The following is a 23198-nucleotide window of genomic DNA, read 5'->3' as shown; positions in this document are numbered from 1 at the left end:
ATTTTTACTCCATAAATTTACTTTTTACATTCAGTATCTCATATACTTTTTTCATATCCAAACTACTTCTCACAATATCAGCTAATTTATCAATTTCCCCATCTCTTAAATTCTCATAAACTTTTGAGTTCTTATGTTTTATTCCTCTTCTAGACCTTAATGTATTCATTATGTACTGTCTAAGCTCAGCTCCATCAAAAATTCCATGAATATATGTACCCATAACATTTCTCCCGGGATTAATGGCTCCTTCTTTAAAATTGCAGCTGCAGCCATTTTTATCAGTTATCTCTACTAAAGGTTTTGCCTTCTTGCCATAATTACATGACCCCATGTGGATTTCATATCCATAAATATCAATGTTCTCAGTCAGCCCGCAAACTTTACCCTTAACTCTTGTAGTTATCTTTTCTTTTGCAAACACAGTACTCACATCTAAAATATTCATTCCTTCCACAGCTTTAACTTTTGTCTCCACCCCCAAAGGATCTTCTATATATGTGCCAAGCATCTGATATCCTCCGCATATTCCAAATATAAATCCATCTCTACTTGAATACTTTTTAATTTTATCTTCTATTCCTACTTTTCTTATATAGAGTAAATCTTCTATGGTATTCTTACTTCCCGGTATTATAAGTAAATCCGGATTTCCAAAATCATCTGCACTTGTTACATAACGCAGTGACACATCTTCTTCAATTTTTAATGGATCCATATCCGTAAAATTTGAAATGTGAGGCAGCTTTATAATGGCTATATCAATAGGCGCACTAATTTTTGTATTAAAATCCACTGCACTGTCCTCATCCTCTAAAGCCAGCCTAAAATATGGTATCACGCCTATAGAGGGTACTTTTATCTTTTCTTCTATCATTGATAGACCCGGCTTTAATATATCCACATCTCCTCTGAATTTATTAATAATGGTTCCCTTTACCCGACTTTTCTCCTTTTCAGTCAACAGCATTATGGTACCTAAAAGTGAAGCAAATACTCCCCCTTTATCTATATCTCCTACTAAAATCACAGGGGAATCCACCATCTCTGCCAGGCCCATATTGACAATATCATTATCTCTCAAGTTTATTTCCGCAGGACTTCCGGCACCTTCAATCACCACTATGTCAAATTTATCTTCCAATATCTCAAAGTCCTTTTTTAGCATGGGTACAAATTCCTTTTTCATATTATAATATTCCCGCGCACTGGAATTACAATAGACTTCGCCCCTTATAATAACCTGGCAATTTTTATCTGTAGTAGGTTTTAAAAGTATAGGATTCATATATACTTCTGGTTCAAGTCCTGATGCATACGCCTGAAGCACCTGAGCTCTACCCATCTCTCTGCCGTCTAATGTAATATAGGAATTTAAGGACATATTTTGAGATTTGTAGGGACAGACTTTAAAGCCATCCTGCTTAAAAATCCTACATAAAGCCGCGACAATTATACTTTTGCCCACAGAAGAAGCAGTACCTTGAATCATAATTTTTGGCATTCATATTCCTTCTTTCTGTGAAACTTATAATCATATTTTGAATTTATAACATCTTGTATATGAGATATATAAATATCCTGAAACTCTTCAATTTCCCCCAATCCATGAATATAAGCTTCTACCTGAAATCCAAGTCTTGTTAAAATATTTTTCCAGGAATCTTCTTCATCCCCAGCCATGTCCACTAAGGCATGGTTTCCTGCTACCAGCATAAGAGGAATCAATTTAATTTTTTTATGTTCTTTTTCGGTAAAAGTATAATTTTTAGTTATATGGTTAACTACATTGTTAAAATCAGGGTAACCTTCCACATTGGCAATAAACGAGTTATTAAATCCCCTTTCTCTTAAAACAAGCTGGAGACAGGAATAACAGGCATTAGCCCAGTGGGTACTGCCATGGCCCATTAATATGCTTAAATTATCCTTTGGAATTATGTTTTCAATTGCATCTGCCATGACACTATAATCATCCGGGATTTCTTCATCTATTCCCTTATAAAACAATACCGGCCTCCCAATTTTTATTTCTTCAAAACTTCCTCTATATCTTTGAACTACTCTTACAATAAAATCATATTCTCCTCCAGGTATTATATGAAGCGGCTGTACAATTACCTTTTCAAACCCTTCATTTTTTAACTTTTCTAGGGCATCTCCCGGAGTATCTATCATTATTTTATCTCTTGATTTTAATGTACTTATTATTTTATAGGCGGTAAAAGCTCTTCTTATCTCATAGCCATTAAATTTTTTTCTTATTTTATTTTCAATAATATCAATGGTAAGTCTCCTTGTATTTTCATAAGTTGTTCCAAAACTGATTACCAAAATTGCCTTTTTCACATAATCACTTCCTAATCCTTATTTTGCTTAAATTGTAAAAGTTTTTTAATCATACCTTTTGTTGTAAATTCATCACTTATAAGGCTGGATATACTGTGCTTTTCCAGTTCTTTAAAGGTAATAGGCCCTATAGCTATATTGATTTTTCTACGAAGCTTATCTAATCCCACCATATTTATCATATTCCTTACCGTAGAAGGGCTTGTAAAAAACACCACATCTACTTCGTCAAAAGCTTTCTCACCAGACATTTCTCCCTGTACCGGTTCATAAATATGTACTTCATCTACCTGACACCCAAAATCAATTAAACTTTGTGCTATTTTTCCTCGTGATAGTTTGGAACAGGGTATTAATATGCTGTCAGATTTTTTAACCTTTTTCATAAGGGCTTCCTCTAAATTTTTACTTGAAAATTCTTTAGCCCTCATATCCGCATATATACCATTTTCCATTAAAGTCCTTTCCGTAGCAGAGCCAATTACTGCAAATTTCCCTTTTACATTTCTTATATCATATCTTTTTTCTTTTAGATAATTAAAAAATATATTTACACTATTTACACTGGTCATAACTATAAAGTCATACCTGTGAAGTTTATTTAAATAACCATCCATATTTTCTGAGGTATTTAAAATTTTTATTGCATTGATTTCCGTTACCTCTGCCCCTAATTCAATCAGTTTATTTTTAACTTCATAAGATTGTTCCCTGCTCCTTGTAATGCACACATTAGTGCCGTATAATTCCATATTATTATACCAGTTTAAATATTTACTAAGAGAGACCACTTCCCCAACTACTATAATACAAGGTGCTTTAAGGTTCTCACTTTTCGCCTTTTCCACTATATTCATCAAATTACCCGTCACCATCTTTTGTCTTGAGGTTGTTCCTCTCATTATTACTGCCGCAGGGGTATTTTTATTTTTCCCATTTTCCATAAGTTTTCTAAATATTTCTCCTATATGCTCCATTCCCATAAGAAAAACCAAGGTTCCCGACAACTTGGAAATATATTCCCATTGGAGACTTGTTCCTTCCCTGGTCATAGCTGTAAACACGTGAAAACTTCTTGAAATGTCCCTATGGGTAATAGGAATTCCACCATAATTTAAAACAGCTATGGCAGATGTAATTCCTGGAACAGTTTCGAAGGGAATATTCTCTTTGCTTAATCTTATGCCTTCTTCTCCCCCTCTTCCAAATACATAAGGATCTCCTCCTTTTATTCTTCCGACTATATGACCCTCTTTTGCAAACTTAACAAGCATATTATTTATTTCTTCTTGAGATCTATAGTGGCATCCTGGTTCTTTTCCACAATAAAATATTTTGCAATCCTCATTTAAATATCTAAGTAAACTTTCCCCTGAAAGCCTGTCGTATAGCACTACCGTACATTCCTTTAAAACTCTTACTGCCTTTAAAGTAACTAATTCTTCATTTCCAGGTCCTGCCCCTATCAAATATACTTTTCCCATAGCAGATATTTACTTCCTTTCACTTTAATTAACCACTTATAATCTTTTCTCCCAAACTCTCTCCCAGTGCAATATAATCCCATTTATCGCCACATACATCTTTTTTTATGAGTTTATTACCCACTTGAAAAATACCAGTTATATTGAGAATTTCACCTTCAATTACGGAATACGCTCCCACTGGAGTGTGGCAGTCACCTTGAAGCTTTTTTAAAAAGCTCCTTTCTGCTTCAACACCCATTCTTATGTCTTCATTATCAATTTTCCCTAGAGTACTTGCATATTCACTATTTTTTAGAATTTCTACTCCTATAGCCCCCTGGCCCACTGCAGGAATAAATTCAAAAGGATTAAAATATTCTGTTATAATTTCTGACATACCCAGCCTTTTAACTCCAGCTGCCGCGAGAACTATACCATCCAATTTTTCTTCCTTCATTTTTCTCACTCTTGTTTCTATATTTCCCCTTATAGGAACTATTTCTATATCATGTCTTAAATTTTTTATCTGAACTGCCCTTCTTATGCTGCTGGTACCTATTACGGCTCCCTTGGGAAGATCTAAAAATTTTATACCTTCAGGGGATATAAAAACATCTCTTACATCTTCCCTCACAGGCATTGCAATTATTTCAAACAAGTCCAGTAATTCATTTGGCATGTCTTTCATACTGTGTACTGCTGCCTGGGCACGTTTTTCTATCAAAGCTTTTTCAATATCCTTTACAAAAACGCCTTTTCCTCCAATTTTATCTAAAGATACATCAAGTTTTCTATCTCCTTCAGTTCTTATCAAAACTTTCTCACACTGCATCTTAAATTTTAAAGCCAATAAGTCTATTACATAGTCCGTTTGTACTAATGCTAATTTACTTTTCCTTGTAGCAATTCTAAAACTCAAAGTATTACCTCCATAAATTATTCTGCTTTTATCCCGGATACTCACTACCGATCTCCTGAACAAGCTCCTCTTTACCAATGGTTTCAAGTTTATATATCTTGTAATTTAAAATGCCTTCGATATTTTTTATGGCCTTATCCACAGTTTGTGAGTTTTCATAGATTATGGCAAGACAATCTCCCGTATGGGCACCTATAATACCAAGTCCCCCTGTGAAATCTTTAATGTTTATAATCTCAGGTAATATACTATATTTAAGCCTACTTTCATTTCTCAATATGCTCTCTGTAGACGCCAAAGCCATATCTTTTAAATCCTTCCTTTTTAGTCCATTTTTAAATATTTTTATCAAATCATCTACATAGTTTGAAGGTTTAGTTACCCCCCTGTTAAACTCTATAGTATCCACTCTTCTATTTCCTTCAAATACTATAAGGTAAAATTTAAAATATTCTCCTATGCTTTCTTTAAAATTCCCTCTTTTATAGTCAAATATAGTCATGGTATGAAATATTATACTGTCTGTAGGTTCCACCTCAATACAACAGTCTATTAATTCCCTTTCATTGAATGATCTGTTGAAAAGATCTAAAAGTGCATAGTAAGTGGCACAAAGATCTGCAGTACTACTTGCAAATCCCTTTCCCTTTGGAATTTGAGAAGTTATAACCATATCCATATTTTTTTCATAAACGTCATAATTCCATCTTTTTAAAGCATTTTTCATAAACTGCATGCTTTTTGGATAATTATATTTAAATACTGGACAATTACTTTCAAATAAAGTTACTCTGGTAAAAAAATTTACAGGACAGGATATTAATACATCTTTCCCTTTAAAATTTCCCTGTATCATTTCACCTATGCTGCCTGGATAACTGGCAGTGGCCTTCATGTTTTCCCTCTTTTCCTATTTACCCAAACATTATAATTATGAATCGTGAATTGTTCATCGTGCATTATATATTTCCTTTCCTATACATAAAGTCATTCCCGATAAATTAAGTTTGTTAACCAAAATTTTACCCCCTGAAAGTTCAACACAAGGTTCACATACTGCTTTTACACCAATATGACCCTCTACAAATTTACTCCCTTTATATTTATGCTCAATGGATTTTATATCTTCCCTGCTGAAAGTTTTAAACTGTGCCCCAAAAAATTTCCCCAGTTCTATAATGGCCTTTTCTTCACTTTTAATGTTACAGGATGTAACTATTTTAACAGCTCTTTCATCTATATTGTATTCTTTAAGTTTTTCTCTTACTGTATTTTGCATAGCTTCAATTGAATAATCTTTTCTGCAGCCAACTCCAATAATTACATTTTTTCTTATAAGCTTAAGCACAGCCATTTTGCCGTAAGTATTAAAATAGTTTAATTTATTTGTTACATACACAACTCCACTGGCAGTTTCTAAGTTGTCTCCATAGCCTCTTGGAGTATGAATAAGATTTTCCTCATCTTCAAAAATAATATTTTCACCATTTACCATAAGGGCTGAAATGCACTTTGCATCACCCATATTATCTATTATAAGATTATTTTCCTTTGCAATAATATCCGGTGCCTTTAAATTTAAGTTGTCCGTTGCAGTGGTGATTATGTCCTCTGCATTTATTATTTTAGCTATTTTTTTTGAAAGTTCATTGGCACCGCCTAAATGTCCACTTAAAAGGCTTATAACATATTTACCCAGTATATCCACTACAATAATGGCAGGATCCTCAGACTTATTTTTTATAAAAGGTGCAATAGCTCTAACCGCTATACCTGTGGAGGATACAAAAATTATGGCATCATAATCTTTCATAAGTTTCTCTGTAAGTTTTACAATATTAAAATTTTCAATTTTGTTTTTAGAAAATATATGTATGGGAATAAAATCCCCTATCTTCTTGCCAATTACATCTCCATATTTATTTAAACTAATTAGTGCCACATTCATACTTAAGTTCTCCTATAAAAACCCCTTAATTTTTAATATTCTATACCTTCTCTTGCCAGTATACCCTTATCCATATAGTGTTTTATATTTTTCATTTCTGTTACAAGATCTGCTTTTTGTAAAATTTCCTCCGGTACATTTCTTCCAGTCAATATAAGTTCCATATTATCTGGTTTCTTATCTATAAGCTTGATAATTTCTTCTACAGAAAGAAGTCTATTTGAAAGTATAGCCATAACTTCATCCATTATTAAAATATCACAGGTATTATTTTCAAGAGCTTTTAAACAAAATTCATAAACTTTTTTCACTTCCTTCTTTAACTCCTCTTTTTCACAGTCATTTAATGTCCAAAAAAAGCCCTTTTTCTTTTCAAACCTATATATTTTAAAATTACCTTCCAGCTTTTTTGCACTTTCAATCTCACCTGTTCTAGATGTCTTAAGGAATTGAACCATGCATACCCTATAATTATTTCCTGCAGCTCTCAATGCCAATCCCAGAGCTGCTGTAGTCTTACCCTTTCCATCTCCTGTATATATTTGGATAAAGCCTTTTTTTAATTTACCCATATTTATTCCATCTCCTTTTTAAACGGAAATTTTACTTGTTGTTATAAAAAAATCTAGCATACAGGATAACTATTCCTCTGAAAATGTCTTAGAACAGTTAACAATTTTTCATTGGAAATTCTGTCTTTTATTGCAAATCTTATAAAATTTTTATCAAGTCCTTTAAAATTACCAGCTTTTCTTATGATTATTCCTCTATTTATACAATAATCATATACCTGCTGTTCATTTACATTTCTTACTTTACATAATACAAAATTTGCACAGGTTGGAAATACTTTTTCTATAAAATATATTTTTTTAAGTTCTTCTGTCATGAATTGTATCTCCCTATTAACTAACACAACAGATTCATTAATATAATCTAAATCACTTAAACAATATTTGGCGGCTATTTCTGCAAAACAGTTAATATTCCATGGATTTTGTCTATTCTTTATTCCATCTACAATACTGCTGTTTTTAGTTATACCATATCCAAACCTTATACCCGGCATAGCAAAAAATTTAGTCATTGCTTTTATTATAAAGATACTTTTATACTTTTCTATTTTATCCATAAAACTAAATTCGTTTTTTCCTGTAAACTCAATAAAGGTTTCATCTAAAATAATTACCTTATCATTCTTTTCGCAAAAATCCAATATGGGTTGAAATTTTTTCTTGTCAATTACCCCTCCATTTGGATTATTAGGATTTCCAATTATAATTGAATCCACTTTCCCCATTTTATTCATTATATCATCATAATCGATTTCCATCTGAGAAGATAAATAAGAAAACTCAATCCTGCAATTCCATCTCTTTGCATCTATCTCATACTCTCCATAGGAAGGAACAATAATAAGTATGCTTTTAAATAGACTTATAGATAGATCAATGAGTTCAGAGGCACCATTACCTAAAAGGACGTCTACATTTTCACATCCAATATATTCTTTTATATATTTTATTAGATTCCTATATTGAATATCGGGATAAACTATCATATTTTCTAAAGCTTCCTTTATATTTTTCAAAAAAACTTTAGGAATTCCAAGTGGATTAATATTAGAACTATAATCCAATAATTTTTTCCCTTTGAAAACTCCCTCCGTGTAAATATCTCCTCCATGAATCATAATCTTTATACCCTCCTTTTATCAGATTTATCAACTAATAGCTAATAATAAATCAATCTCTTCTAATCCACCTTGCTACGTCTATTGCATGATAAGTTATTATTATATCTGCTCCCGCTCTTTTAATGGATGTAAGGCTCTCAAGTACTATGGCTTTTTCATCTATAACTCCAAGGGCTGCTGCAGCTTTAATCATGGCAAATTCTCCACTTACACTATATGCCGCTATAGGATTATCAAATTTATCTCTTGTCATTTTTATTATATCCAGGTAAGGTAGGGCAGGCTTTATCATAACTATATCCGCTCCCTCATCAATATCCTCCTGAATTTCCAGCATAGCTTCTCTGCTATTTGCAGGATCCATCTGATAGCTCTTTCTATCTCCAAATTCAGGGCAGCAATCTGCAGCTTCCCTAAAAGGTCCATAAAAAGCAGATGCATACTTGGCACTATAGGCCATAATACTTACATCTTTGTAGCCATTTTCATCTAAAATACTTCTGATTGCCCCTACTCTTCCATCCATCATATCAGAAGGTGCCACCATATCAGCTCCTGACTGTGCATGGGAAAGAGCTATTTTAGCTATATACTTTAATGTTTCATCATTATCTACAGAATTATCTATTACTATGCCGCAGTGTCCATGGCTAGTATATTCACACATACAAACATCTGTAATAACCCAAATATCCGGTGCAATTCTCTTTATTTCACGCACTGCTTTTTGAACTATACCTTCATCATCATAGGCTCCGCTGCCTACATCATCTTTATAATTTGGAATTCCAAAAATGATTACACCTTTTACTCCTGCTCTGACTATATCCTCCACCAATTCGTCAAGCCTATCCACAGACCAATGAAAATTTCCAGGAAGAGATTTTATTTCTTTCTTTATATTATTTCCTTCTACAATAAACAAAGGATAAACAAAATCTTCTTCATTTAATACTGTTTCCCTTACCATACTCCTTATTGCATAATTTTTCCTAAGTCTTCTATATCTTTTAAACATCTTTTTACCTCCAGAATTGATATATCCTTTCATACATTAACTTTTACTTATATTGCCTCATTAATAGATACTTTTATGTTTCATATATAGTAACATAAATTGATATTTTTATATATGTGTTTATATAACAAATTTTATTATTAGTAACTACAATTCTTAATTTGAAATACTTATCCAGAGTCATCTCAGTGCTTATCTTCCACTTTGAAGAAGGTGGGAGTATTAGCTAATTGCCGCCTTCGGATGAAAATAATGAATCACATAATTTTCACATAAATATTTGACATTTATACAACAGTTTTTGCTGATAATTCTTCAAAATCTTCTATGAAGAGATATATAATAAAATTTAAGACAAGCAGTACTGACAAAAATAAATTAATATCAAAATATGATGAAGATTTTAAACATCAGTTTAATAATTTTAATGCAGCCACAGCTGAAATGACACCACAGGATATATCAAAACTAAAACAAGATTCCGCTGTAGATTATGTGGAAGAAGATTACATAGTAAAAATGTCAACAGTTTCTTCAGTTAAATCCTCCACTTCAGTTACTAACTGGGGTATTGATGATATAAATGCATCCCAGGCATGGGCATCTGGACTAACAGGTGAAGATATAAAAATTGCAATTATAGATAGTGGAATAGCATCACATTCAAATCTAACCATTGCAGGTGGTAAAAATGTTATAAGTGATTCCTCCTCAACATCTTACACTGATGAAAATGGACATGGTACACATGTGGCAGGCATTATAGCAGCCCAAGGATTAAACGGAGGGGTTAAGGGAGTAGCTCCAGATGCTTCTATATATGCTGTAAAAGCCTTGGATTCTGATGGTGAAGGATATACTTCAGATATAATATCTGGAATAGATTGGGCAATACAAAATGATATGGACATAATATCAATGAGTCTTGGCTCCGATGAATCTTCTACTGCATTAAAAAATGCTATAGACACAGCCTATAATGATGGAATACTAATTGTAGCAGCTGCCGGTAATGATGGTAATACCAGAGGTACTGGAACAAACATTGAATACCCGGCTAATTATTCTTCTGTTATTGCAGTTGGAGCAGTAAATTCTAACAATACCAGGGCTAGTTTTTCCTCTACGGGAAGCAAACTTGAAGTAAGTGCACCAGGTGTTGATATAGTAAGTACCTATTTAAATAATGGCTATGAAAAAATGAGTGGTACATCAATGTCAACTCCTTTTGTAACTGGAGACTTAGCACTATTAAAACAGAAATATCCAAGTTACACTAATGTACAATTGAGGCAACTACTGGACAGCAATATAATAGATCCGGGAATATCAGGTAAAGACTCTCTATATGGTTATGGTTTAATAACAGCTCCAACCAGCACAACTACTACAACAATATCAACTCCGACAGCAAGTATAGCAGCTGGAACTTATACTTCAAGTCAAACTGTTTCGCTAAGTGATACCACCAGTGGGGTTTCCATATACTACACATTAGATGGAACTACACCTACAAAAATACCTAAACCTACAGCTTCTGTACCATCTGGTTCATATAGAACTCCTTTAATAGTTATGCTTCAAATCAAGTTTCCAAATGAGAGAATCTTTCACTATTTCATTACTACAATTTATGCACTTATGACCTAAGACCTTGATATTTTTTTTATCTAATACACTACAAATAGCTTCTCCATATGTAATGCCTTTTTTAATTTTCATGGGGGTTGACCTGCAAAAACCTGATTTTTCAAAGGCTAGAGAAGTTCTTGCACAAAGATGTATTATAGAATTATCCATATAATCCTCTAAACTATTTATAAGTCCATAGGACATATAACCACTGAATTTTTTATAAATTTCAGGACCTATAATATCAATATCACCACTGGGATCTGCATAAGATATTATTCTGGCACCTTTTTCCAAGGCTCTAATAATATATTTTCTAATACTATTTTGTATAGTTAAAAGTGCATTGTAAATAATATCACTTTGTCGGTTCAGTCCCCTATAAATAGTTAAATTATCTATTAACAAAGTTAATATGGTAAAAGGTGCTTCTACATTAAGTGCTACAATATTTCCCATTGTATTTAATATTTCAATACAATCTAATACCTCTTTTATCCTGCCTTTATCGAGATCAAATTCATAGAGTTCTGAAAGTTCTTCAATTTTAGTATATTTAAAGCCATCTATTAGAATACCATTGCTATATTCATCTAATCTTACTCTAGCACCAAAAGCTTCTGCTTCTACAGTCACAGAAAAAGGCACATGGCAGATACATTTCTTATCAAACTCTTTTATTTTCTCAGAAACAACAGCCATACATTCTTTTTTTAAATGTGCATCTCCAAAATATATACCTGTTTCATTTAAAACTGGTACGGGAATCTGCTCCATTCTTTCCCCCTTACATATGGAGTCAATATGTAAATTCATTATCTATCCCATCCTTTTCACTTTAAACAGCTCTCTTACCCTTTAGATATAATATCATTTTGAAATACTATCAAGAATATGCTTGATATGTGGAAATTCATCCTCACTGTGTGGAAAATTCATAGCATTATAAAACTCCATTTCAAAGTCCTTTTCTGCTGCACACTCCATAAACTGTACATCTTTAGCCACTTCCTCAGCTTCAGTTCTTTTGTCTGTACTTAAAAGAGCTATTTTAGCTCCTTCACCTGCAGCATTTCCTACAACTACTACATTATTTAAATCACAATCTGGAAACAGCCCTATAACAAGGGCATTTTCTTTATTAATATAACTCCCAAAGGCACCTGCCAATATAACCCCTTCTACAGAGTCCACATTTCTTTTTTTCATAAGCATTTTTGCCCCTGCATATAATGCTGATTTTGCAAGTTGTACGGCTCTTACATCTTTTTGTGTTATAGAAATATCCTCTCCTATAGACGTATGACGTCTCCACACCAATACATACTCCATTCTTCCTTCTTCATCTCTACGTATTCTGGGACACACTATTTTTTTATTAAAGGTTCCATCCTTCCCAATTATGCTGTTTTTATACATCTCCGCCACAGCATCTATTATGCCCGAACCGCATATTCCTTTTACCCCTCCCACTTCAGCTGTATTATTCCACTTATCTTCTCCAATCACCTTAAAATCAGCTTCTAGAGATAGAGAATTTATTTTTACTCTTTCAATAGCTCCAGTAACTGCCCTCATGCCGTACTTCATCTGTGCTCCCTCAAGTGCAGGGCCAGTTGCACAGGAAGTAGAAAACACCCCTTCTCTATTTCCAAAATCTATTTCACCATTTGTTCCAATATCAATTATCATAAGCATTTTATCTTGTTTATGGATTTCCTGAGAAATTAATACAGAAACATTATCTGAACCTACAAAGCCTCCTTCAATAGGAAGACTGTACATATAGGCCCCTTTACATATATTTATATCTAATTCCCTTGCTTTAATATTTAGTCCCTGGGATATGACAGGTGTGAAAGGAGATTGTCCGAGATATTCAGGATTTATATTTAAAGCTATATGATGCATAGCAGTATTAAATACTATTACCATGTCATAAATTTGATTCACATTCCTATTTATTGAAGCAGCCAATTCCTCTAATAGTTTATTTATCTCTTTAATAATTAAACTATGCATCTCCTCAAGTCCGTTTTTATTTATACTGCAATGGGAAATTCTAGATAGTATATCCTCTCCATATATAATCTGTGGATTTAAACTTGAGGTCTGTGTTATTACTTCACCACTGGATAAATCACATAAAGCAGCTGCAATAGTTGTGGTACCTACGTCCATGGCAACTCCATATATATTCTCATTGAATCCGGGTTCTACAGATATAATTTCCTTATCCATCCATAATGTCACAGTTATCTTATACTTTTCTTTCCTCAATAATGAAGACAAAGTTTGCATTACTTTATAATCCATAGAAATATGTTTTTCTAGATTTCTATATTTATGTAACAATGCATCTTTAACCCGGGTAAAATCATCTCTACAGTCCTCCAGTGTGGGACTTTTTAATTCTATGTAATATTTTTTTACCCCGGGATTTAAATGAAATAATTTTGACCCTGAAGTTTCAAGGATTCTTTGCTTTCCCTTCTCACTTTTCTCAGGCACAAAAATTACCATGTCTTCGGTTATTTTAGTACAACAAGCTAATCTAAAATTCTGCAATTGCTCCTCTTTTGTCAATATTTCTCTCTCTTTTTCTGTAATTGGTGAAATACTGCTGTTACTGAAATCACTCTCCTTATTGCATAATATTTTCTCTAATTTAACTTTGCATTTTCCACAAGTTCCATTCCCCCCACAGGGAGATTCCAAATTAATACCAAATTTTTGACAGGCCTCTAAAATAGTTTTTCCTGAACATATTTTTCCCCTATAACCTGTAGGTTGAAAAATAACATTTACCTGCATTAGTTCCCACCTCTTTTAATTCAAAAGCCAAAATAATTTTATTGTAATTTTTAGTTTTCTACAAAAAATCCCCTTTTAATATTATCCAATATGATCAACCCATCTGAAATTATTACTGAGGATAAAAAAGAAATATATTATAACATAGTATACTATATAAAATCTGCTTATGCCATCTATTGAAAAATAAGTATTTATATATTTACAAACTTTATAAAAATATTTTTTATTTTTCAATATTAAAAATTAACTAATATATATTTTATATTTGACAATTTGTATATAAATTTGAGCACTTGGAAAATACATGTTATAATTCACTTAAAGCATCTGTCAAGTTATTCTAACCTTGGGATAAATATAATCTCAAAAAACACGTCAAAAATGGACTTTTAATATATTATAATTTTTTCACCTAAAAGATTATTAAATTCAATAAAAAGTCAAATAATATCTATATAAGAATATAAGGGGGGCACATATAATGAAAATGTTTTTCAAAAAAATAACTGCTTTAATTGTAATTTCTTTTATGTTATTTTCTTCGTCCAATATGGTATTTACCAACAAAATCGTCTATGCATCAGATACAAACATTACAACGTGTAATGAAGTAGGAAAAACCTACTATGGATTTGAACTTACTTCAATTAAAGATATACCCAAAATCAACTCTTCTGTTATGTTGTTTACTCATGTAAAAACGGGTGCAAAGCTTATGTATGTTAGCAATGAAGATATTCAAAGGGTCTTTGATATCAGTTTCCGCACTCCTACTTCAGATAATACCGGGGTAAATCATATTATTGAGCATTCAGTTTTGGACGGTTCTAAAAACTATCCTGTTAAATCTCCATTTACAGAACTTTTAAAGGGCTCCTTAGGTTCGTTCATCAATGCATTAACATATAATGACTACACTACATATCCTGTAGCCAGTACAAATGAACAGGATCTTAAAAATTTAATGAATGTATATTTAGATGGAGTATTTTATCCAAATTTTACCACAAACTCTAATATATTTAAACAAGAAGGATGGAGATATGAACTTCCATCGGTAGATTCTAACCTCTCAATTAATGGTGTAGTATACAATGAGATGAAAGGCAATTACTCAAATCCAGATTATATTTTACATAATGCAAAAATGCAGTCGCTTTTTCCTGATACTTCTTATAAGTGGGATGCAGGTGGGAACCCTGAAGAAATTCCAAACCTTACAATAGAGCAATTAGTGTCAACATACAAAAAAAATTATTCACCTTCCAACAGTTATATATATCTATATGGTAAATTGAATATAGCAGAGTATCTTGAATTTATTGACCAGAATTATTTAAGTAAATTTGACAAGGTGGAAGCAAATACTTCCATAAAGCTACAGGAACCTTTGTCCAATATACCTGTAAAAACAGCTTGTTACTCTATACCAGAAGACAGTGATACAAAAGATAAAACCTATCTCTCCTTAAACTTTGTCACAGGAACCATAGATAACAGAGAGGAAAATATAGCCTTAAGCTTTTTAAGTTATCTGCTTATGGGTACAGACAATGCTCCACTTAAAAAAGCTCTTGCAGATAAAGGTATTGCAGTAAATGTAACTTCTTCCTTTAATATGGAAGGTATCCAACCTACATTTTCTATTGATGCCTCTAATTCAAATGAGTCCTCCAGTGAAGTTTTTAAGCAAACCATTTTTAATACACTACAGGATATTTATAAAAATGGATTTGATGAGAATTTTCTTAAATCTGCCCTGGCATCTTATGATATAAGCGCTAACTCTGAGGAGCTCATATTACCTTCCCTTGGAGGAACAGGTCTTGTGCTATCACAAACCGCATTAGCTACATGGATATATGATAAAGATCCTACCATGTACTTTGACACAGATGACATAATGGAAAAAATCAAAGAAACAGATGAAAATGAGTATTTCAAAAATCTGATTAATAAGTATTTTCTTACAAACAATTACTATTCACTAGTTATAATGAAACCTGAAGTAGGTCTTGAAAGTACAACTTCCAAAGCTCTTGCAGAAAAGCTTCAGGCTTATAAAAACAGCTTGGATGAAACAACAATTAATTCTTTGGTAAAGGATACAGAAGATTTTACCTCATGGCAAAAAAATGAAGATTCTAATGAAGCATTAAACACCTTGCCAAAACTTTCTTTAGATGACATTGAACTTGAACTTCCTAATTTAAGCTATAGAGTTGAAAATCAATCTGGTGTAAAAGTTCTCAGTCATGTTCAAAATTTAAATGGACTATCCACTTTGAATCTTTACTTTGATACATCCAGGGTTCCTCAAGATGAATTGCATTACTTAAGTTTATTATCCTCCTTACTTGGAAATGTAGACACCAAAAAACACACTTCCGAGGAACTTTCAAATGAAATGCTAGAAAATGCTGGGGGATCTATAAGTTTTATACCTTCTGCAATAACAAATAGTAAAAATCTTAATAAATATTCTCCTAAAATTATAGTATCCATGTTAATGCCGGAGGATACCATTGATGAATCTTTGGATATAATTAAGGAAATTATAAATGAAAGCAGCTTTGAAAATAAAGAGAAAATAAAACAGACCATACAACAGAATAAAGCAGCTCTTCAGTCAATTTTTACCTCTGGTTCTGGAAGTGCTGCACTTATGACTATGAATTCTTATATGAGTGACGGTGGAAAATACAATGAAGAACTTTCTGGTCTTTCATATTATAAGTTTTTACAAGATTTAGATGATAATTTTGATTCAAAATGGGAGGATATCTATAAAAACTTAAATGACACCTATAAGCTTGCCTTTAATAAAAATAATCTAATAGCAAGCTGCAGTGGAAGTGACTCCTCCATTAAAAAATTTAAAACCGAATTAAACCGTATAAGTTCAGAAATTACATCAAAAAGTGTTCCAGAACAAAATTATACTTTTACAAAAACCAATAAAAATATAGCCTTTTCTTCTTCTGCCAAAGTGCAAACAATACTACAAGGTGGAACTTTAAAAGGTACTGGATATAGTTACAGTGGAAAGATGATGGTACTTCAAAATATACTAAATACAGAATATCTATGGAATGAGTTAAGGACATCCGGCGGTGCCTATGGAGGCCAGATCTCCATCTCATCCGATGGAAAAGTTATTCTTGCATCCATAAGAGACCCAAACCTAAAAGAAACTCTGCAAACTTTTAAAACCACAGTAAACTATCTTAAAAATTTTGAAGCATCAGATGATGAAATGACAAAATATATCATAGGTGCCATTAAAGAATTTGTAAATTTAAAGATTAGTGGACCACTTGTGGAAAGTGCCCTTTGTGATTCAATATATCTTACAGGTTTTTCCCCTAATGATCTTCTAAAATATGAAAAAGAAGCTCTTTCCACTACACCAGAAGACATAAGAAATTATGGGAATATGTTAGATAAAGTTTTAAACCAAAATATATATTTCTTAGAGGGTTCCAGCGATAAAATTCAAGAGAATAAAGAATTATTCAATGAAATCGTAGATACAGGAAAGTAAATACCAATACCCTTAAAGTAAATTGAAATGTTCAATTATACTTTAAGGGTTTTTCCCTCTTTAATATATTTTTCTATGAATTACTACATTATCATTGTTTATCCGATAATTTATTGGTTTACAAATTTAATACAGTAAATTATAATGTTTAGTGTAATTAGAATTCATACAAATAGGGGGATATATAAAATGAAGAAAAAATTTGGAATTTTAACTATTGTAATATTCCTGATGGGAATATTACTCACAGGATGTGGACAAACTCAAAAATCAAATGATACATCCTGGGATGATATAAAGGCAAAAGGTAAATTTGTGGTGGGACTAGATGACAGCTTCCCTCCAATGGGGTTTAGAGATGAAAAAGGTCAAATAGTTGGATTTGACATAGATATGGCAAAAGCAGCAGCAGAAAAACTAGGAGTTAAAGTTGAGTTTAAACCTGTTGAATGGGATGGCGTAATACTTAGTTTGAATAATAAGGATATAGATGTTATATGGAATGGTTTAACTATAACTGAAGAAAGGAAAAAACAAATAGTCTTTTCAAAGGTATATCTTCAAAATAAACAGATAATCGTAGTACAAAAGAATTCAACTATAAACAGTAAAAAGGATTTATCAGGCAAAACAGTGGGACTACAGATGGGAAGCAGTAGTGAAAAGGCATTAAACGCAGATGCTGACACCTCTAAATCTTTAAAAGAAGTCAGAAAATACTCAAACAATACAGAAGCACTTTTAGATTTAAGTCAAGGACGTACAGATGCAGTAATAGTAGATGAAGTTGTAGGAAGGTACTATATAGAGAAGAAACCTGATTTATATAAAATACTGGACGATAACTTTGGAGTAGAGGATTACGGTGTAGGTATAAGAAAAACAGATACAAGCTTTAAAGAAAAACTAGATGAAGCGCTGGATACTATAAAAAGTGATGGAACCGCAGATAAAATATCTCAAAAGTGGTTTGGTAAAAATATAGTTACAAAATAATTGGTTAGGATGTGATTTGCGTGTCTGAACTTATGGACATTACAGGATTTATACTAAAGGGAAGCTTAATAACTATAGAATTGTTCCTTATAACTGCTATTTTTTCTATACCCCTCGGTGGTATAGTTGCTGTAGGAAAAATATCTAAGATTAAGCCTTTAAAAGTTATATTAAGTTTATATACTTGGGCTTTTAGAGGAACCCCTTTGTTATTGCAGCTATTTTTTGCATACTTTGGTCTTCCTGTAATTGGCATAAGATTGTCACCATTAGCCGCTGCAAGTTTGGCCTTTACCATAAATTATGCTGCATATTTAGCAGAAATATTTAGGGCGGGTATTGAATCCATAGATAGAGGACAATTTGAAGCTGCAAAAGCTTTAGGAATGAATTATTATGAAACTATAACAAAAATAATCATTCCTCAAGCTATCAGAAATGTACTTCCTGCCGTGTGTAACGAAAGTATAAATTTAGTAAAAGATTCAGCCTTAGTAGCTACTATTGGAGTTGGTGATCTTTTAAGGGCGGCAAAAGAGGTGGTAACTCGTGATTTTACAATTACTCCTTTTTTCATAGCTGCAGCTTTGTATCTCCTTATAACTTCAGTTTTGGTTATGGGTTTTAGACAGTTAGAAAAAAAATATTCCGTAAAATAATTTATTACAAACTTTATACTGGAATTAATTTTTATAAAGTCAAATTTTGTTATCTACTACTAACAAAGTTTGGCTTTTCTTTGTTTTTATATACATTATCATTCTCCAGACATTCTTCTAAACATTCTTCTATTACTTCCATGGTTATTTTAAATTTTTTAGTATCCTTCATCTTATACCTCCTCACTAACAATTTACCTTAGTCTCTTTAGAATTTCAATCTATTAAATCCCAATATTTTCAAATGGGTTTTTAGAAAACGTATACAATAAATAACCGTTAACTCAAATGAAACATTTTGGCTCTATAATAAAATTTTTTTATTATACAGCCATAAAAATTTGTATATATTGAAATCTTTTATATTTATATATTATTAAAAACTCTCAAAAAAGTTACTAAAAATTATAGTGTAATCTAAGTTATATTTAAGATAAATCCAGTATATAGTCTTTAGAAAATAAATACAAATATTTCTTTTTAACTTTCTTACCTGTTAATTTTTCTAATGCCCTTCCATAATAATAAATTTGAACTTGATATTTTTCTTTAATTGAATCTATATCTCCTACGTGATCAGTTTTATAATCTACGAGTATTAATTCATTGTTTTCTTCAAAATAACAATCTATTATTCCCTGAATTAATACTTTTTCATCTCTATATATGTGCTGTGGCAGCTGTTTATATAATTCTGTACTTTCTATTTCCATATAAAATGGAACTTCCCTGTATACATTATTTGACTTTTTCATTCTTATTCCAATTTCAGAATTAAAAAACTTTATTATTTTATATACTGATATGGACTTGGCTTCTGCTTCAGTTATAAATTCTCTAAATACCAATTTATCTACTTGCTCTTTTATCTGTTCATAAGAACCAACTTTGTCAATATCAATGTGCTGCATAACAAGGTGCATAACAATTCCTCTCTCAGAAGGAGTGAGTCCTTTACTTTCCCTTAAAAAAGCCGGTTTTTTTAAGTATATTGGTTCCATAAATTCTATACCATTTTCTGTATCTATTAACTTAAATCTTCTCTTTAACTCAGATACTGAAAATTTAGCAGCTATTTTAGAAGATTGTTCATATTTATAAGTCCAATTAAGTCTTCTATACACTTCATTTTTGTATATTTCTTTATTATTATCTAACTCTAAACTTTTAATCTTTCCTATTATATCTTCATCTATATTCTCATCCAATGTACTTTTAAAATTATCTTTACTGTATACAAATACTTTCCATTTAGAATCATCTCCTGTTATAAGATTTAAATTATATTCAAAAGGACACACTTTTCTAATAATTTCTCCACAAGGATGCCTTGCCACTGCAGGTCCTATCCAATCCAAAAAATTCCTAGAATTTATAAGTGAATATTCAGGAAGTTTATCTTCTTCACAATAAGCTGCTTCACACCATCTTTGAAAAGTATTTTCAATATTATCTACTGTCCCTGTTATTATAAGTTTTTCTTTAGCTCTGGTAAAAGCTACATAAAGTATTCTCATCTCCTCTGAAAGAGTTTCCATCTTTAATTTTCTTTTTAATACCTGCTTAACAATGGTAGGATAGGAAATATGTCTTTCAGAATTTACATACTCTGGTCCAAGTCCTAGTTCTTTGTGAAATAATACACTTTTATTTATATCTGTCAAATTGAATCTCTTTCCTGCTCCAGAAAGTATTATTACAGGAAACTCCAATCCTTTACTCTTATGTATACTCATTATTCTGACTACATTCTCATTTTCTCCAAGTATCTTGGCATTTCCCATATCAGTACTGCTGCTTTTAAGTTTATTTATAAAATTTATAAAATTAAAAAGCCCCTTATAACTAATGTTTTTATACTGTTTAGCTCTTTCAAATAACATTCTTAAATTTGCCTGTCTTTGAATACCTCCAGGCATAGCACCTACAAAACCATAATATCCTGTTTCTATATAAATATGCCATATAAATTCATCTATGGGCATATGTATAACTTTTCTCCTCCAGAGACAAAGTTTATTAAAAAATTGTTCCACCTTATATTCCAATCTTTCATCTATATGTTCTAAAGAGTATTTTAACTCCAGACTATGCTCCTTTATAGCTTTTAGTATTTCGTAAAAAGATATTTCCCTATTAACTACTCTTAAATCTATAAGATCCTCTGGAGAAAATCCTCCTATAGGAGAGCGGAGTAATGCTATAAAGGGAATATCTTGAAGCGGATTATCTATTATTTGAAGAAGAGATATTATAGTTTTTATTTCAATAGCCTGAAAATACCCCACAGAAGTATCAGCAAATACAGGTATTCCTGAATTATTTAGTTCCTCCACAAATGCAGGTGCCCAATTTTGCGTAGCACGCATCAATATCACTATATCTTTATACATTATAGATCTATAGTTATCAATTTCCTTATCATATACTTTAAAACTATACTGATCCAATGAGGGATTTACTAATTCATTTATCTTTGATGCCACCAACCGTGCTTCCACAGAAATAGCATCTAATAACTCTTCCTCATTTTCATCTTCTAATTTATTTTCATTTTCCTTTTTATCTACCACATGAAGTTCTACATCTCCACCACAATTTCCTTCAAAAGGTTCATATCGTGCGGAACTCTTTAAACATTCTTCCTCACCATAGTCAAGTTCTCCAACTTCCCTACACATTATTTGTTTAAATATATAATTTATAGCATCTATTATTTCTTTTCTGCTTCTAAAATTTTCAGACAACTTGATTTTCCTATTTTTACTACCCTCTTTTTCATCATAGCTATTATATTTTTCTAAGAATAATTCTGGTCTTGCCTGTCTAAATCTATATATACTCTGCTTTACATCTCCTACCATAAATAAATTAGCATAAATATTTTTTCTACTTATCATATTCATTATAACTTCTTGGACTTCATTACTGTCTTGATACTCATCTATAAATATTTCTTCAAAGTATTCTCTGTATTCTAAAGCCGCTTCCGAGGGGATTATATCTCCATTTTTATCTTTACTGGTTAATATTTCAAGGCAGAAATGTTCTATATCATTAAAATCTATCATATTTCTTTCACTTTTTTTATTATGGTATTTTTCATAGAAGTCCATAACAAGAAAAGTTAAAGATTTCATTAAAGGATATACTTCTTTGAAATTTTCATATATATCATCTGTGCATAAAATTATATCTTCTCTTATACTAATTAATTTCTTTTTTACTTCATCTCTTGTATTTCTGGCTTTATCTTTATAGGATTTAACCAGAGGATCTGTTCTTTTAGAGGGAAGTTTATTAAAACTTAACTTAATAAATTCATCTCTTATTTCATCCCAGGTGGTAATATTTATAAGTTTATCTATACTTTCAATATCACTTTTAAAGGGTTCCAGATAATGTTCTAATCCCTCTATATTCTCAATTGTATTCAGTATATTTTTCATCTTATTTTTACAGCCCTTAAGCTCCACAGTTACATTGTGCATCAATACCTTGGCCCACTTAGTATCTCCAAAATCAAAATCACTGCCTAAATTGAAGTCTTTTAAGACATCCTGAAGCCATCTTTTAGGCCATGGACTGCCCTGAGAAAATTCATATAGGGAAAGTACAATGTCTTGAAGTTTACTATCATTTTTTCCCCCATATCCATCTGCCAAATTTAAAAATCCCAAATTTTCTTCTTCATACTTTTCCTCAAAAAGTTCTAAAAGGGCATCCTGCTTTAATAACTTAGATTCTGTGTCATCACATATTCTAAAATTAGGATCTAAATCTATTCTATGAAAATTATTCTTTATAACCTTAAGACAAAAAGAATGTATTGTCATTATGTTGGATTGGTTTAATAAGGCAAGTTGTCTTTGAAGATTTTTAGAAGTACAATTTAACTCAAGCAGCTTAGAAAGTGCCTCTCCCACTCTCTCCTTCATCTCAGAAGCTGCTGCATTTGTAAATGTAACCACTAATAATTTATCTATATCAACTTCTTCACTATCATTTATTACTTTCTGTAGTATTCTCTCTACCAATACTGCAGTTTTACCAGTTCCCGCTCCCGCTGCCACCAATAAGTTGCAATTTGGAGTAAATATGGCACTTTTTTGAGTTTCCGTCCACTTTGTATTCACATTTATCACCTTATTTAA

The 23198-nt window shown here is 31.7% G+C and carries 17 protein-coding genes; 4 read left to right on the top strand and 13 right to left on the bottom strand.

Going from position 1 to position 23198, the window contains the following annotated elements; all coding sequences use genetic code 11:
- Positions 1-4: 4 nt before the first annotated feature.
- Genes CKL_RS03545 through hemB form a run of 9 tightly spaced genes read right to left on the bottom strand, consistent with a single transcriptional unit; the run spans position 5 to position 9396 of the window.
- A complete protein-coding gene (locus CKL_RS03545; RefSeq protein ID WP_011989289.1) occupies positions 5-1504 on the bottom strand; it encodes a cobyric acid synthase in 1500 nt (499 codons plus the stop codon).
- Positions 1489-2349, bottom strand: coding sequence for a sirohydrochlorin cobaltochelatase (locus tag CKL_RS03540; RefSeq protein ID WP_011989288.1), 861 nt, complete (start codon positions 2347-2349; stop codon positions 1489-1491). Before CKL_RS03540 ends, CKL_RS03545 begins: the two co-directional genes overlap by 16 nt.
- A gap of 11 nt (positions 2350-2360) precedes the next feature.
- Complete coding sequence (gene cobA, locus CKL_RS03535; protein WP_011989287.1) at positions 2361-3833, bottom strand: uroporphyrinogen-III C-methyltransferase; 1473 nt, start codon at positions 3831-3833, stop codon at positions 2361-2363.
- Between the two features lie 28 nt (positions 3834-3861).
- Entirely contained in the window at positions 3862-4734 is an 873-nt protein-coding gene (hemC, locus tag CKL_RS03530; protein ID WP_012620215.1) for a hydroxymethylbilane synthase, read from the bottom strand.
- A gap of 28 nt (positions 4735-4762) precedes the next feature.
- On the bottom strand, positions 4763-5629 hold the full coding sequence (locus CKL_RS03525; RefSeq protein WP_011989285.1) for a GHMP family kinase ATP-binding protein: 867 nt from the start codon (positions 5627-5629) through the stop codon (positions 4763-4765).
- A 54-nt stretch (positions 5630-5683) separates the two neighbouring features.
- A complete protein-coding gene (cbiG, locus tag CKL_RS03520) occupies positions 5684-6682 on the bottom strand; it encodes a cobalt-precorrin 5A hydrolase (protein WP_011989284.1) in 999 nt (332 codons plus the stop codon).
- Positions 6683-6714: 32 nt separating this feature from the next.
- Positions 6715-7254 (bottom strand): cob(I)yrinic acid a,c-diamide adenosyltransferase, encoded by a 540-nt coding sequence (locus tag CKL_RS03515; RefSeq protein ID WP_011989283.1) that lies wholly within the window; start codon positions 7252-7254, stop codon positions 6715-6717.
- A gap of 53 nt (positions 7255-7307) precedes the next feature.
- Positions 7308-8375: a pyridoxal phosphate-dependent aminotransferase gene (locus CKL_RS03510; protein WP_011989282.1), complete on the bottom strand. Its 1068-nt coding sequence runs from the start codon at positions 8373-8375 to the stop codon at positions 7308-7310.
- A 52-nt stretch (positions 8376-8427) separates the two neighbouring features.
- Positions 8428-9396 (bottom strand): porphobilinogen synthase, encoded by a 969-nt coding sequence (gene hemB, locus CKL_RS03505; protein WP_011989281.1) that lies wholly within the window; start codon positions 9394-9396, stop codon positions 8428-8430.
- Positions 9397-9723: 327 nt separating this feature from the next.
- Between hemB and CKL_RS03500 the strand changes: the two genes are divergently transcribed.
- The gene (locus CKL_RS03500) at positions 9724-11046 is read left to right on the top strand and encodes a S8 family serine peptidase (RefSeq protein WP_011989280.1); all 1323 of its coding nucleotides are present in this window, start codon (positions 9724-9726) and stop codon (positions 11044-11046) included.
- On the opposite strand, the gene CKL_RS03495 is transcribed toward CKL_RS03500, so the two are convergent.
- Positions 10963-11844: a uroporphyrinogen decarboxylase family protein gene (locus CKL_RS03495; protein ID WP_011989279.1), complete on the bottom strand. Its 882-nt coding sequence runs from the start codon at positions 11842-11844 to the stop codon at positions 10963-10965. The two genes, CKL_RS03500 and CKL_RS03495, sit on opposite strands and share 84 nt — an antisense overlap.
- A gap of 54 nt (positions 11845-11898) precedes the next feature.
- Positions 11899-13842 carry an ASKHA domain-containing protein gene (locus tag CKL_RS03490; RefSeq protein WP_011989278.1) on the bottom strand — a complete coding sequence of 648 codons (1944 nt, stop codon included), beginning with the start codon at positions 13840-13842 and terminating at the stop codon, positions 11899-11901.
- A 484-nt stretch (positions 13843-14326) separates the two neighbouring features.
- On the opposite strand from CKL_RS03490, the gene CKL_RS03485 reads away from it, so the two are divergent.
- The 3 genes from CKL_RS03485 to CKL_RS03475 all read left to right on the top strand — a co-directional run bounded on the left by CKL_RS03485 (position 14327) and on the right by CKL_RS03475 (position 19044).
- On the top strand, positions 14327-17389 hold the full coding sequence (locus CKL_RS03485) for an insulinase family protein (protein ID WP_011989277.1): 3063 nt from the start codon (positions 14327-14329) through the stop codon (positions 17387-17389).
- Positions 17390-17578: 189 nt separating this feature from the next.
- Positions 17579-18385, top strand: coding sequence for an amino acid ABC transporter substrate-binding protein (locus CKL_RS03480; RefSeq protein WP_011989276.1), 807 nt, complete (start codon positions 17579-17581; stop codon positions 18383-18385).
- Between the two features lie 20 nt (positions 18386-18405).
- On the top strand, positions 18406-19044 hold the full coding sequence (locus tag CKL_RS03475) for an amino acid ABC transporter permease (protein ID WP_011989275.1): 639 nt from the start codon (positions 18406-18408) through the stop codon (positions 19042-19044).
- Between the two features lie 49 nt (positions 19045-19093).
- On the opposite strand, the gene CKL_RS21480 is transcribed toward CKL_RS03475, so the two are convergent.
- Both CKL_RS21480 and addA read right to left on the bottom strand, forming a co-directional pair.
- Positions 19094-19216 carry a hypothetical protein gene (locus CKL_RS21480; protein WP_265874532.1) on the bottom strand — a complete coding sequence of 41 codons (123 nt, stop codon included), beginning with the start codon at positions 19214-19216 and terminating at the stop codon, positions 19094-19096.
- A gap of 256 nt (positions 19217-19472) precedes the next feature.
- Positions 19473-23180 (bottom strand): helicase-exonuclease AddAB subunit AddA, encoded by a 3708-nt coding sequence (gene addA, locus CKL_RS03470; protein WP_011989274.1) that lies wholly within the window; start codon positions 23178-23180, stop codon positions 19473-19475.
- Between the last annotated feature and the right edge of the window lie 18 nt (positions 23181-23198).

Source organism: Clostridium kluyveri DSM 555 (assembly GCF_000016505.1).
Classification (GTDB): domain Bacteria; phylum Bacillota; class Clostridia; order Clostridiales; family Clostridiaceae; genus Clostridium_B; species Clostridium_B kluyveri.
This window is presented reverse-complemented; position numbering and strand designations above follow the sequence as displayed.

What these genes read in the sequence shown, in the direction of transcription:
- CKL_RS03545 (WP_011989289.1), bottom strand. Translation starts at nt 1,504, where the DNA reads ATGCCAAAAATTATGATTCAAGGTACTGCTTCTTCTGTGGGCAAAAGT.
- cobA (WP_011989287.1), bottom strand. Translation starts at nt 3,833, where the DNA reads ATGGGAAAAGTATATTTGATAGGGGCAGGACCTGGAAATGAAGAATTA.
- CKL_RS03525 (WP_011989285.1), bottom strand. Translation starts at nt 5,629, where the DNA reads ATGAAGGCCACTGCCAGTTATCCAGGCAGCATAGGTGAAATGATACAG.
- cbiG (WP_011989284.1), bottom strand. Translation starts at nt 6,682, where the DNA reads ATGAATGTGGCACTAATTAGTTTAAATAAATATGGAGATGTAATTGGC.
- CKL_RS03515 (WP_011989283.1), bottom strand. Translation starts at nt 7,254, where the DNA reads ATGGGTAAATTAAAAAAAGGCTTTATCCAAATATATACAGGAGATGGA.
- CKL_RS03510 (WP_011989282.1), bottom strand. Translation starts at nt 8,375, where the DNA reads ATGATTCATGGAGGAGATATTTACACGGAGGGAGTTTTCAAAGGGAAA.
- hemB (WP_011989281.1), bottom strand. Translation starts at nt 9,396, where the DNA reads ATGTTTAAAAGATATAGAAGACTTAGGAAAAATTATGCAATAAGGAGT.
- CKL_RS03500 (WP_011989280.1), top strand. Translation starts at nt 9,724, where the DNA reads ATGAAGAGATATATAATAAAATTTAAGACAAGCAGTACTGACAAAAAT.
- CKL_RS03495 (WP_011989279.1), bottom strand. Translation starts at nt 11,844, where the DNA reads ATGAATTTACATATTGACTCCATATGTAAGGGGGAAAGAATGGAGCAG.
- CKL_RS03490 (WP_011989278.1), bottom strand. Translation starts at nt 13,842, where the DNA reads ATGCAGGTAAATGTTATTTTTCAACCTACAGGTTATAGGGGAAAAATA.
- CKL_RS03485 (WP_011989277.1), top strand. Translation starts at nt 14,327, where the DNA reads ATGAAAATGTTTTTCAAAAAAATAACTGCTTTAATTGTAATTTCTTTT.
- CKL_RS03480 (WP_011989276.1), top strand. Translation starts at nt 17,579, where the DNA reads ATGAAGAAAAAATTTGGAATTTTAACTATTGTAATATTCCTGATGGGA.
- CKL_RS21480 (WP_265874532.1), bottom strand. Translation starts at nt 19,216, where the DNA reads ATGAAGGATACTAAAAAATTTAAAATAACCATGGAAGTAATAGAAGAA.